Origin of the sequence: Oscillibacter sp. (assembly GCF_040505565.1) — a bacterium.
In the GTDB taxonomy this organism is placed as follows: Bacteria; Bacillota; Clostridia; order Oscillospirales; family Oscillospiraceae; genus Oscillibacter.
On record NZ_JBEUWZ010000022.1, the window covers coordinates 59,205 to 71,824 of the forward strand.

The window sequence follows — 12,620 nt, forward strand, 5'->3', positions numbered from 1 at the left end:
GAAAATTGTGCAAAGACATCATGAAAGACATGAGACTTTTTCATGACGGGTTAACGGAAATGTATGAATAAATCAAAATACTGCCGATAAATTCAGTATAGTGACGAAATTGCACGTAAGTGGTTGCTTTCACGGATAAATGTGACTATACTATGAAGAAAGGAAGCTGGCCTGTCAATAAAAACGGCTTCAAGTATTTGAGGAAATGGGAGGAAAATGTATGTTGAGTTCATTGTTCATGAGCACGCTCGGCAGGGAGAGCCTTGTCGCGGCGGACGACACCTGGTCGCTGATGGTAATTCTCTGCGCCGGTGTTGCATTCTCCATCTGGCTGGAGCAGAAGTACAACTGGGCATCCAAAATTTCAGGCGCAATCATCGCACTGATCATTGCTATGGTGCTTGCCAATGTGGGAATCATTCCCATCAGCTGCCCGCTCTATGACGATGTTGTCTGGGGCATTGTGGTCCCCATGGGCATTCCGCTGCTGCTGCTTCAGTGCAACATCAAGAAGATCTGGAAGGAGACCGGTCGTATGCTGGTGATCTTCCTGATCGGCGCGGTGGGTACGTTTGTGGGCGCTTTCATTGCTTACTACGCGCTGCGCGCACCCTTCGGCAACGCGCAGGATCTTGCCAAGGTCGCCGCAATGATGACCGGCTCTTACATCGGCGGCGGCGTGAACTTTGCCGCTATGGCCTCTCAGTATGCCGCCGGCGATGATCTGACCGCCGCCGCAACGGTAGCCGATAACCTGTTGATGGCCGCCTACTTCTTTGTGTTGATCGCGTTTGCAGGTATGAGATTCTTCCGTAAAAATTTCCGGCATCCTCACATCGATGAGATGGAGGCCGGCACGTCCAACCGCGATTCCGCCCAGACGCAGGCCGCCGCGTTCTGGAGCCGCAAGGACATCTCCCTGAAGGACATCGCATTCAACTTTGCTTACTGCATCGCAATTGTCTGGCTTTCCAAACTCGTTGCCGGCGGCATCAAGGGTCTTGTACCCGCAGACCCCAACCCGTTTTTGGACTTCGTCGGCAAGTTCCTCGGCAGCCAGTACGTCTGGATTACTACCTTCTCCGTAATCGTTGCCACATACATGGATAAGCAGGTCGCAAAGCTGCACGGCTCACAGGAAATCGGCACCTATCTCATCTACCTGTTCCTGTTTGTTATCGGCGTTCCCGCGAATATCTACACGGTTGTTACCAAGTCCCCGCTGCTGCTGGTGTTGACGGCAATCATGGTCATTGTCAACATGCTGTTCTGCTTCGGCGCAGCCAAACTGTTCCACTTTGATCTGGAGGATGCCATCATCGCCTCCAACGCAAATATCGGCGGCCCCACCACCGCCGCAGGTATGGCCATCTCCCAGGGATGGGCAAAGTTGGTTGGCCCCGCCATGCTGATCGGCACGCTGGGCTATGTCATCGGCAACTATGCCGGTACCATTGTGGGCATTGCGCTGGGCGCATAAAATAACAGACAAAGAAACGCTCTGGCGTGCCTCTTCTGAGGCACGCCGGAATCGCAAAAGAGGGGTAATCATGTATTTTGACGCACATTCCGATATCTGGACCGATGTAACGACCCGGCGGCTGAAGGGGGAGACGGATGTTTTTCACAGGCGCCATCTGGCGCGGCTGCGCAGGGGCAATGTGGAAGGCAGCATCTTTGTCATCTGGGTCGATCCGCCCTATGATGCCGACCACGCGGCGCGTACCAGGCAAATAATGGACTGCGCCCGGGCCGAGATTGCCGAGACCAAAGATTTACGCATTGTCCACAACTATGAAGAAATGATGCAGGCCAGACGCGACGGTATCTTTTATGTATTTATCGGCGTGGAGGGCATGGCTGCCATCGGCGGTGACGTGTCCAAAATTGACGACTATTATGATTTTGGAGCCCGCCATGCGATTCTGACCTGGAACGAAGCCAATGAGCTGGGTGCCGGGGCCCTGTCCGGAAAAGATTACGGCCTGACGGAGGTCGGAAAGAGGGCTGCCCGCAAAGTGCAGGACAAGGGTATGCTGCTGGACGTGTCCCACCTGAACGAGGCGGGCTTCTGGGATGTGGCAAAGCTGGCGACCAGACCCTTTATCGCTTCCCATTCCAACTGCAAAGCCCTTTGTGACGTGCCCCGCAATTTGACGAATGAGCAGCTGAGGGCGATTCGGGACGCTGGCGGCGTGGTGGGCCTGAACGCCTTCAACCTCTTCATCGACAATGACCCCGCCAAACAGACGGTGGAGACCCTGGCCCGGCACGCCGCCCATATGATCGACGTCATGGGTATCGACCACGTCGGTTGCGGCTTTGACTTTTTTGAGTTCCTTGAGAGCGAGGAGACCATGGGCACTATGACCTCCACCGGAAGCCCCAGCACCTTGGGACTGGAGGACTGCTCCAAAATCCAAAACCTTTTTGATTGCTTTGAGAAGCTGGGCATGAGCGGAGAAGAGATGGAGAAGCTGGCCCGGGGAAATTTCCAGAGAATGGTTAAAAATTGCATGGCATAAGAAAAGCGAACGGAGCGGCAGATGCCGCTCCGTTCGCGGCTTTAACGCCAGAGAACGGGACTTTAGAAAAACTTCGGCGTCATGGACCAGATAGAGATGCAGTCCTCTGGATGGGTATTGATATAGACGTGGGGGCGGGTGCTGGGAAAATGGATGCTTTCGCCGGGGAAGAGATCCACTTCCTGACCGTCCAGCAGGACGGTCAGAATACCGGAGAGGACGTAGCCGCACTCCTCTCCTGCGTGAGAGACACACTCCCGGTCAAAACAGGCTCCGCCCCGCAGCGTTACCAGCACCATGTCCAGAGTGCGTTCCGGACTGCTGGGTGTCAGAAGCTCATAATCGCGCGCGCCTCCGGCCAACTGAATATGCTGCCGTTCGCCGGGATGCAGCAGGACGTAGGGCTTTTCATCAGGGACGGGGAAGAAATAGCTGATGTTTGTGTCCAGAGCCTGAGCGATACGGTAGATGCTCACCACGGTGGGAGAGACCATATCCCGCTCGATCTGGCTGATAAGACCGGTGCTGACCCCGGAACGTTCCGCCAGAGCCGCAATGCTCAAGCATTTTTCCTTGCGCAGACGCCGCAGGCGGCTGCCGATTTCAAGACTCTCCATACGTCCCCCTTTGTTAATTTCCTGACTGATATCAGTGTATACGTCGGAAAAGAAAAGGTCAACTCCTATTTCCGACAGCGGGGTGAAAATAGAGTTTGAATTTACGGAGAGAATACAGTATAATACTTAATTGTATTTAAATCGACAGGGAGGAGCCTGAAATTGGAAGCAACCAGAATAAGGCTGGCGGAGGGCGTCTATCTCACCCACTTGCCGGCCCGGAAATTTAAAACAAGCTTACTGTCCGCCCAGTTTTTGACCCGCATCACAGCGGAGACGGCCGCGGCTCAGGCGCTGCTGCCCGCGGTATTGCGCCGGGGTACCGTACGCTATCCCGACATGGGGACTCTCAGCGCTCGGCTGGACGGGCTGTACGGGGCGGTGATCGACTATACGGTCCGGAAAAAAGGGGAGAGTCAGTGCGTGGGCTTTGTCGCCAGCCTGATCGACGACGCGTTCACGCCTGACGGTGAAAAGCTGCTGGAGCCGGTGGCGGAGCTGCTGGGGCAGCTAATCTGCAATCCGACGACAAAAAGAGGCCTTTTTTTGCCGGAGTATGTGGAAAGCGAGCGGACAAATCTGGTGGACGCCATCCGCAGCATCCTCAACGATAAGCGGGAATATGCCGACCTGCGCCTTTTACAGGAGATGTGCGACGGCGAGCCATACGGCGTCAGCCAGTTTGGCGACGAGAAGACGGCGGAAACGCTGACGGTGGAGAGATTGCAAGAGACGTATGTCGGTCTTCTCGCCTCCGCACCGTTGGAACTGTTTTACTGTGGCAGCGCCGAGGTGGAGCGGGTAAAAGAAGCACTTTTAAAAGCCCTTTCCACCCTACCGCGCACGATTGTCCGCTCCCTGCCCCGGGCTTCCCATCACGTAGCTCGGGAGGAGGTCAGGCGCGTTACAGATGCCATGGACGTGACCCAGGGAAAGCTGGGCATGGGCTTTACCTGCGGCAGCGACGATTTCTCCGCGCTGATGATGGGCAATACCCTGTTCGGCGGCAGCAGTAACTCAAAGCTATTCATGAATGTACGGGAAAAGCTGTCCCTGTGCTACTATGCGTCTTCCCTGTTCCACTGGCAAAAAGGCATCATCACCGTGTCCTCCGGCATTGAGTTTCAGAACTTCCAAAGGGCCTATGACGAAATTCAGAGTCAGATGAAAGCTGTTCAGGACGGAAAGCTGGAGGAGTGGGAGCTGACGGGAGCGCGCAGTACACTCTGCAATGCCTACGCCACCATCGGGGACTCCCAGAGCAAACTGGAGAATTTCTGGCTGGGCCGGGTGGCTACGGGGCGGGATGACACGCCGGAGGAGCTGGCGGAGGGAATTCGCACCGTCTCTTCAGAGCGAATTTACGAGGCAATGAGGACCGTGTCGCTGGATACCGTCTATTTCCTCAAGGGAGAGGGGGCCGAGGAATGAAGAAGGAATTCTATGAGCGCATCAGCGAAACCGTCTACCACGAGAAGCTGCCCAACGGCCTGCCGATCAATGTGGTGTCAAAACCGGACTTTGCCAAGAGCTACGCTTTTTTTGCCACCCGGTACGGCGGAATGGATACCCGCTTCTGCCTGAACGGAGAGTGGATGGATACCCCGGCGGGCATTGCCCACTATCTGGAACATAAGATGTTCGACACCAAAGAGGGCAACGCCCTTCAGGAACTGGCAAAAAATGGGGCGGAGCCCAACGCTTTCACCGCCAATGCCATGACGGGGTACTATTTCGATTCCACGGAGAAGTTTGAGGAGAATTTAAGAATCCTGCTGTCCTTCGTCTCCGTACCCTACTTTACCGACGAAAGCGTTGCCAAGGAACAGGGGATTATCTCCCAGGAAATCAGGATGATCGAGGATGATCCGGACTGGCAGGTCTATGCCCGGATGATGGGCGCCCTCTATCAAAAGAACACCGCCAGGACCCACATTGCCGGCAGCGTGGAGAGCATCCGGGAGATCACGGCCAAGACGCTGTACGACTGCCACAAGGCGTTTTACACCCCCGGCAACATGGTTTTAACCGTGGTTGGAAACGTGGACCCGGTCCGCGTGGCGGATATTGCCCGTTCCATCCTTCCGGAGGACAGCGGTCCGGTCATCCCCCGAGACCACGGAACGGAGCCGGACGGCGTGACGGAACGGGAGACAAGCCGAAGGATGGAGGTCTCCATGCCTCAGTTTCTGCTGGGTTTCAAATGTAAACCCGTTGAGACGGGGGAGGGATACCTTCGCCGGAATTTGATCGGAAACATGGCTTGCGATTTGCTGCTGGGGGAGTCCAGCCCCCTGTATCTGCGGCTGTATGGGCAGGGGCTCATCAATACCAGCTTCGGCGGGGCATTTGAAATGATGCCGGATACGGCGTATCTTTACGCCGGAGGTGACAGCCGGGACGTGAAAGCCGTTGCTGCGGAAATTAAAAAGGAGGCACGCCGTCTCGCAACTGAGGGATTAGATCACGATTTTTACGAGCGGGTGCGCAAGGCCGCCTTCGGGACCATGCTGCGGGGCCTGAACTCTTTTGAAAATATTGCCGTATCGCTGACGGAGGGGCATTTTGCGGGCTATGACGCGCTGCGTTTCCCCCAGGTTTTCGACAGCATTGGCGAGGAAGATATTCTTGCCTTCATCCGGGGCGAATTGACGGAGGAGCACGCAGCCATGTCCACCATTTTGCCTAAATGAGAGATGGCGAAAGGAAGTTTCTAATTTGACTAATTTGAAAGCACTCAGTGATATGCCCATCGCGTTTCCGGGGCTGTTCGGCGGGTTCAAGATCGACCCGGACCCCATTGCCATCCACATCGGGCATGGTATTTACTGGTACGGTATTATTCTGGCTCTGGGTCTGCTGGCGGGGCTGTACCTTTGCATGAAGCAGTCCAAGCGGTTCGGACTGACGGAGGACAACGTGCTGGACATGATCCTCTGGGCTACCCCACTATGCATCATCGGCTCCCGTATCTACTATGTGGTCTTTTATCTGGATCTGTACCGCAACGCGGACGGAAGCCTGGACTGGGGCCGGATGCTGGCCGTATGGGACGGCGGCATCGCCATGTACGGCACGGTGATTGTGGGGATTCTGGTTACGTTTATCTATTGCAAGGTTAAAAAAATAAAATTCACGGCGATGCTGGACCTTTGCGTCATGGGCCTTTTGATCGGCCAGAGTATCGGGCGCTGGGGGAATTTCATGAACCGGGAAGCTTTTGGCACGGAGACCACGCTCCCTTGGCGGATGCAGCTGTGGGTCAGTCAGAATCAGACCATTGAGGTCCATCCCACATTCCTCTATGAGAGTCTCTGGAATCTGGTGGGGCTGCTGCTGGTACTGTTTATTGTCAGCCGAGCCCGCCGATTCGATGGGGAGAACACCTGCTTCTACTTCCTGTGGTACGGCCTTGGCCGCAGCTGGATCGAAGGCTTACGGACAGACAGCCTGTACCTCTTCGACTGGACATTTTTCGGTCAGCCCATCCGGGTCTCTCAGGCACTGAGCATCGTTCTGGTCGTTGGTGCGGCCGCGGTGCTGTTCTATAACATCAAAATCAGGAAACGGGACGGCAGCGATTTATTGGTCAGGCAGGTCGCGGAGTGCGCCGCCCTGACAGAGACGCCGGAGACCGCCGGACCCGTGCCGGAGGAGGAAACTCTCGCTGCAGAGTGCGGGCAGGCGCCCGCCGAAGATGCGGCGATGGCAGAGGTCCCAGCCCATGGAACGCCGGAGGAACCGCCTGCTCAGGCCGAACTTTCAGAGGAGAGCAAACCGTTCGACAAGCGATGAAGTCCATAAAAAGCGCGCCCCGAAACGATCGTTCCGGGGCGCGCTTTTATTTGCTTTCAGGCCCTTACTGTGGCAGACGCTGAACCGTTCCGTGGACACAGTCCACGCTGACCAACATCCCGTCGGTCAGAATATGGGTGGCCCCGCCGGCGCCCACGATCACGGGCTTTACCAGAGTCAGTCCTACAGTGGCGGCGTGACTGTTGGAGCCGGATTCCTCACTGATGATGGCGGCGCAGGCGCGCATGGCGGGGAGCATGTCATTGGTGGTAAAGGGAACCACCAGCACACAGCCGGGCCGAGCCTTCTCAGATACTTCCTCCGGCGTGTGACACACGCATAGGGGGCCGGAGGCTTTGCCGTTGCCGATACCCACGGCGGTGAACAGGGAGCCGCCCACCAGATGTACCCGGATCATATTGGTGGTGCCCGGCACGCCCACAGGTACGCCCGCAGTGACCACCACCAGATCGCCCTGGTTTACAAATCCGGCGGCCTTGGCGGTATCTACAGCGAATTCCACCAGTTCGTCGGAATTGCCGGCAATGGGCATCAAAATGGGCGTCACGCCCCAGCTCAGGGCCATGTGGCGTTGGACATGCTCATCCAGCAGACAGGCAATCACCTGTGTGCCGGGGCGGAAACGACTGACAAGGCGCGCGGTGGTTCCCCTCTGGCTGACGGTGATGATCGCATCGGCTCCCACGTCGGCGGCGGTAGTGCAGGCGGCGTGGGCGGTGGCGGCGGCAATGGACAGGTGTCGGTCCCCGGCGGCGTTTTTCATCCGTTTGGCGTAGTTGATGTCGGACTCCGTCCGCAGGGCGATGGCGTCCATGGTCTTCACCGCCTCCAAGGGGTACTTGCCCGCGGCGGTCTCACCCGAGAGCATGATGGCGGAGGTGCCGTCGTAGATGGCGTTGGCCACGTCGGTGATCTCGGCACGGGTGGGACGGGGGTTCTCCATCATGGAGTCCAGCATTTGGGTGGCCGTGATGGCGGGCTTACCCGCGGCAACGCACTGAGCAATGATGTCCTTTTGAATAATGGGAATTTCCGTGAAGTCAATCTCCACGCCCATGTCACCTCGGGCGACCATGATCCCGTCGGACACGGAGAGAATTTCGGAGAGGTTGTTGACCCCCTCCTGATTTTCAATTTTTGCGATGATGCGGATGGAGGAATGGACGCTGGTCAATAGACGGCGGATGTCCATCACGTCGGCGGCGCTGCGGACGAAGCTGGCGGAGATGAAGTCAAAGTCCTGCTCCACGCCGAAGAGAATATCTTCCTTGTCCTGTTGGCTCAGATACGGCATGGATAGCCGTACGCCCGGGACGTTGACGCCCTTGTGATTTTTGATGGGACCGCCGTTTTCCACCCGGCAGCGGATATCTCCGTCCTTGATCTCCAACACGGTGAGGCGGATCAGTCCGTCGTCCAGCATAATCGAGCCGCCTACTGCCACGTCGCCTGGGAGGTCTCGGTAGGTTATGGCGCAAATGTGCTCGTCTCCCAGAACCTCCCGGGTGGTGAGAGTAAATTCCTGGCCACCCTTCAGATCGGCCCTGCCGTCCTTGAAGTCCCGCAGGCGGATCTCAGGGCCCTTTGTATCCAGCATGGCGGCCACGGGCAGGTTCATCTCGCTGCGCAGTTTCTTCACCATGTCCAGCCGCTTTTTGTGTTCGGCGTGGCTGCCGTGGGAAAAATTGAACCGAGCCACATTCAATCCGGACTCCAGCATGGCGCGCAGAGTTTCCTCGCTGTCGGTGGCGGGGCCAAGGGTGCAGACGATCTTTGTCTTTCTCATAAAAACCTCCTTGTGAAATGGAAGCGAACGTCAAAAATTACATTCTATTTCTATTATAAACGTTTTCTTTTCTGTGACAAGGGGCAATTTTGCATATTTTATAAATTTTACTTAAAGGTGGAGTCAACACGCACCAAAACCGTCTCCAGACTTGCCTTGAAACATTTCGGCCATCGGTAATTCCAAAAAATGAAAATAAGGGACCCGGAGAGACAGAACCTGTCTGTCCCTCCGGGTCCGTCGCATCACGAAACTCAGACTGCGTGATGGGCTCTTCGCTCCTCGCCTCTTTGGAACAGCAGCGTAATGCACCACAGCCCCGCCAATCCCACCAGCGCGTAGATGATACGGGAGAGGACCGCCATCTGCCCGCCGCAGAGAAAGGCGACTGTGTCAAATCCAAACAGGCCGATGCCGCCCCAGTTCAGCGCACCGATAATGGAGAGAACCAGTGCGATCTTGTCGATAACCATAAAAACCTCCTAAAATAGTTCGCTCGGGATTTGGTAGCAGTATGCCCCAAAGAGAACCAAACGATACTCGAGGAGAAAAATTTTCCTCGCTTGTTGAATCCGAAGATGGAGTATAGTATACTGAATCATAGTCGGGACAGCGCGCGGCGCACCCGAAAAATTTGGAAAATTGGAAAAGGGGACCTCACATGAACGGGAAATTCAACCAGCTGGGTTTCTATCCTGCGGACATCCTGCTTCCTGAAAACGCGGACATGAATAAATGGGCTGTGGTGGCCTGCGATCAGTTCACCTCTCAGCCCGAGTACTGGGCGGCGGTGGAACAGAACGTGGGAGACGCTCCCTCCACGCTCCGACTGATCCTGCCGGAGGCAAAACTAAACGATCCCGACGTGGACAAGCGCATTGGAGATATTAACGGGGCCATGAAGCGGTACGTGGACGGCGGCGTTTTCAAAACTCTGCCAGCGACTCTCATTTATATGGAGCGCACCCAATCCGACGGGAAGGTGCGCCACGGCCTGATCGGCATGATTGATCTGGACCAGTACGACTATACTCCCGGCTCCGGTGCACTGATCCGCGCCACGGAGGGAACCGTTCTCTCCCGTATTCCGCCCCGGGTGAAGGTCCGGCAGGACGCGCCCATTGAGCTGCCCCATGTGATGCTGCTGATCGACGATCCGGACGGGACGGTGATCGAGCCTCTGAGCACCCAGAGCGGGAAGATGGAGAGGCTCTATGATTTCGATTTGCAGCAGGGCGGTGGCCATCTCACCGGCTGGAAGCTGACGGAGACACAGATGGACGCCGCGGCCGACGCGCTGGCGGCTTTGTGCGCTCCCGATCAGATGGACAAGAAGTACGGCATGAAGGATGCCGCACCGCTTCTCTTTGCTGTGGGCGACGGAAACCATTCACTGGCCACGGCAAAGACCTGCTATGAGAACCTGAAAAAAGTCACGCCGAAGGAGCAGTGGGCCTCTCTGCCGGAGCGCTATGCGCTGGTGGAGGTGGTGAACAACCACGACGACACGCTGAAATTTGAACCGATCCATCGGGTTTTGTTCCATGTGGACCCGGAGAAGGTCCTGGCGGCGTTCAAGGCGTTTTATCCCTCCGCCCACGAGGGCGAGGGCGAAGGCCATGCCATTGCCTATACCTTCGCCGGACACAAAGGGATTGTCACGGTGCCGGACCCGAAGGTCCAGCTGGCGGTTGGCACTTTGCAGGCTTTCATCGATGATTATCTGAAAGCCAATGACGGTGAGGTGGATTACATCCACGGCGACGAGGTGACGGACGAACTGGGCGCAAAGCCCGGCAACATTGGCTTTAAGCTGCCTGCCATGGGGAAGGAACAGCTGTTTAAAACCGTTATGGCCGACGGTGTCCTGCCCCGCAAGACCTTCTCCATGGGCCATGCGCAGGATAAGCGCTATTATGTGGAGGCCCGGGCAATCAAATGATGTCCGCGAATGAGGAGAAATTATGCTGACCTTTAATCATTTAAATTTTAATGTGTCCGATCTGGATAAATCACTGGCGTTTTACAAGGAGGCTCTGGACCTGACCCCGGTGGGTGAGCGCAAGGAGGCTTCCGATGGCAGCTATATCATCGTTTTTCTGGGGGACGGGAAGACCGACTTCCGTCTGGAGCTGACCTGGCTGAGGGACCATCCCCAGAAATATGATCTGGGCGAGTGCGAGTTCCATCTGGCCCTGAGAGCCGAGAATTATGCGGCAGAGCACGCCCGCCACGAGAAGATGGGCTGCATCTGTTTTGAGAATGCCAAAATGGGGATCTATTTCATCGAGGACCCGGACGGGTATTGGGTTGAGATCATTCCCACCCGGTAAGAGGACAGAGACGCCGCTTCCTGTCTTGCGGCATACACACCGTCATGGCAATGACATTAAGTTAAGATTCGAAAATATCTGCTCCATATGCGAGGAGCAGATATTTTTTTGCGAACAACCGTGAAAATATTCAAAACAGACTAGTGACGCATTTAATTAATGTCAACTGAACAAAGGTTGTTTTCCTGTGGTAGCATGAATAGCGAAAAAAGAGCAAGCAATCGCAGAAGTGCGCACTGAATCTTTCTGAGGTTCAGCACCAAAATGGACATGGCGACACTGTGGGCGATAGTTCCCCGCAGCTTTGTCATGATCAGCCCCAAGCCACACTTGCGCTTGGCCAGGCTGAATCGCCGTTCCACTTCCACACGCTCACATTCGTCCAGAAAATCCTGCGTCTTGTTTTGGATTTCGTCCTTCTTCGGCCTGCCCAGCGCGGGGCCGGAGAGGTGGATGCCGTGCTCCTTACAGAACCGTAGATTCTCCCGGTTCCGGTAGATCTTATCCGCCAGAATCCGGCTGGGATAGTACCCCTCCCGTTCCCGGAATCGCTCTGCCATCGTCGGCAGGTTTCCCGCTTCGTTGTAGGCGTCAAAGGAGAAGCACTCCAATCTGGTCCAGCCGTTCACCACACTGATGTCCAGCTTCGCGCCGAATTCTACGGGCTTTCCCGCCTTGCCCCGCACAATGGGGCGCAGGAACGGCCGGCTGACGTTGACGATCCGGTCCGGAACCGTGTGGCAGCGGTGGTCGTACATGTACTTCTGCCGTTTGTAAAGCGTGCGGATTACGGTGAGACGGTCGGTTTTTTGCTGGGAAAGCGTTCTGTCCAGAGCAAGCTTTTCGTCAATGGCGGCAAGGTTTCGCGCCAGATAGCGCAGCTGTTTTCAAACCGCCTTGCGAATCTTCTTCGCTGTTTTCTTACGGCTGCGGCTGAACTGAAGATAATCCCGGCGCGCCCAGGTGCGGTAAGTGCGTGGCTTGCGGCCATCGGCCGGATCATGCAGTTCATCCAACAGCTTTTCCGTGTTTTCCCGGGCCTCGTTGAGTAGCGACGCGTCCTGGGAATAGCGGATGTTAGACGGTGCGCAGGTGGCGTCCACGATCATGGTGCCTCGATTGCCGCCGTTTCCACAGTCGTCATCGTCATGACGGTGCTCTTCTTTTCGTGCCGCGGATAGAATCATCTCGTTGATTTCACCCAGTATCTCCGGCGTCAGACGCTTGCGGAAGTACACCAGCAGGGACGGGTCAAAGGGCAGCCTGGAGTCGTCATAGCCCGGATAGCCGCAGAAATACTGAAAATATGGATGCTCCTGTATCATTTGGGCAGTTTCTTCGTCTGAAAAACCGTACTCCGCCTGGATGATGCAGACCCCCAGCGCCAGACGCAGCGGCTTTGCCACGTTGCCCTTCCGGTTGGTAAATAGGGCGGCATAACGCTCCTCAATCTCCAGCCAGGGGATGGTCTGTGCCTTCTTCACCCACTGGAGGGATATCATAGAAGTGCAGAGGGCAAACACCCAAAAAGTGATAGGATCAA

At 56.1% G+C, this 12,620-nt stretch carries 12 protein-coding genes; 7 read left to right on the plus strand and 5 right to left on the minus strand.

From position 1 onward, the window contains the following. Positions 1-220: 220 nt before the first annotated feature. Both ABWQ15_RS11470 and ABWQ15_RS11475 read left to right on the plus strand, forming a co-directional pair. Positions 221-1,480, plus strand: a complete 1,260-nt coding sequence (locus ABWQ15_RS11470) for a DUF819 family protein (protein ID WP_353908912.1) — start codon at positions 221-223, stop codon at positions 1,478-1,480. A 70-nt stretch (positions 1,481-1,550) separates the two neighbouring features. After that, the gene (locus ABWQ15_RS11475; protein WP_353908913.1) at positions 1,551-2,525 is read left to right on the plus strand and encodes a dipeptidase; all 975 of its coding nucleotides are present in this window, start codon (positions 1,551-1,553) and stop codon (positions 2,523-2,525) included. A 62-nt stretch (positions 2,526-2,587) separates the two neighbouring features. Here ABWQ15_RS11475 and ABWQ15_RS11480 read toward each other — a convergent pair whose 3' ends face one another. Continuing rightward, positions 2,588-3,142 (minus strand): cupin domain-containing protein, encoded by a 555-nt coding sequence (locus ABWQ15_RS11480; protein WP_353908914.1) that lies wholly within the window; start codon positions 3,140-3,142, stop codon positions 2,588-2,590. Between the two features lie 162 nt (positions 3,143-3,304). Between ABWQ15_RS11480 and yfmF the strand changes: the two genes are divergently transcribed. Genes yfmF through lgt form a run of 3 tightly spaced genes read left to right on the plus strand, consistent with a single transcriptional unit; the run spans position 3,305 to position 6,937 of the window. Further along, positions 3,305-4,573, plus strand: coding sequence for an EF-P 5-aminopentanol modification-associated protein YfmF (yfmF, locus tag ABWQ15_RS11485; protein WP_353908915.1), 1,269 nt, complete (start codon positions 3,305-3,307; stop codon positions 4,571-4,573). Beyond that, positions 4,570-5,835 carry an EF-P 5-aminopentanol modification-associated protein YfmH gene (gene yfmH, locus ABWQ15_RS11490; protein ID WP_353908916.1) on the plus strand — a complete coding sequence of 422 codons (1,266 nt, stop codon included), beginning with the start codon at positions 4,570-4,572 and terminating at the stop codon, positions 5,833-5,835. The genes yfmF and yfmH overlap by 4 nt, the downstream gene beginning before the upstream one ends. Positions 5,836-5,860: 25 nt before the next feature. Continuing rightward, entirely contained in the window at positions 5,861-6,937 is a 1,077-nt protein-coding gene (lgt, locus tag ABWQ15_RS11495) for a prolipoprotein diacylglyceryl transferase (protein ID WP_353908917.1), read from the plus strand. Positions 6,938-7,001: 64 nt separating this feature from the next. Here the strand turns inward: lgt and pyk are convergent, their stop codons facing one another. Together pyk and ABWQ15_RS11505 are read right to left on the minus strand one after the other, a co-directional pair. After that, complete coding sequence (gene pyk, locus ABWQ15_RS11500) at positions 7,002-8,744, minus strand: pyruvate kinase (RefSeq protein WP_353908918.1); 1,743 nt, start codon at positions 8,742-8,744, stop codon at positions 7,002-7,004. Positions 8,745-8,998: 254 nt separating this feature from the next. After that, on the minus strand, positions 8,999-9,217 hold the full coding sequence (locus ABWQ15_RS11505) for a DUF378 domain-containing protein (protein ID WP_353908919.1): 219 nt from the start codon (positions 9,215-9,217) through the stop codon (positions 8,999-9,001). 188 nt (positions 9,218-9,405) lie between these two features. Here ABWQ15_RS11505 and ABWQ15_RS11510 point away from each other — a divergent pair, with 188 nt between their 5' ends. Together ABWQ15_RS11510 and ABWQ15_RS11515 are read left to right on the plus strand one after the other, a co-directional pair. Further along, positions 9,406-10,686, plus strand: a complete 1,281-nt coding sequence (locus tag ABWQ15_RS11510; protein ID WP_353908920.1) for a DUF1015 domain-containing protein — start codon at positions 9,406-9,408, stop codon at positions 10,684-10,686. A 22-nt stretch (positions 10,687-10,708) separates the two neighbouring features. Further along, entirely contained in the window at positions 10,709-11,077 is a 369-nt protein-coding gene (locus tag ABWQ15_RS11515) for a VOC family protein (protein WP_353908921.1), read from the plus strand. 152 nt (positions 11,078-11,229) lie between these two features. Here ABWQ15_RS11515 and ABWQ15_RS11520 read toward each other — a convergent pair whose 3' ends face one another. Further along, positions 11,230-11,835 (minus strand): transposase, encoded by a 606-nt coding sequence (locus ABWQ15_RS11520; RefSeq protein ID WP_353908922.1) that lies wholly within the window; start codon positions 11,833-11,835, stop codon positions 11,230-11,232. Positions 11,836-11,964: 129 nt separating this feature from the next. Continuing rightward, on the minus strand, positions 11,965-12,620 hold a 656-nt coding region (locus tag ABWQ15_RS11525), incomplete at its 5' end, for a transposase (protein WP_353908923.1).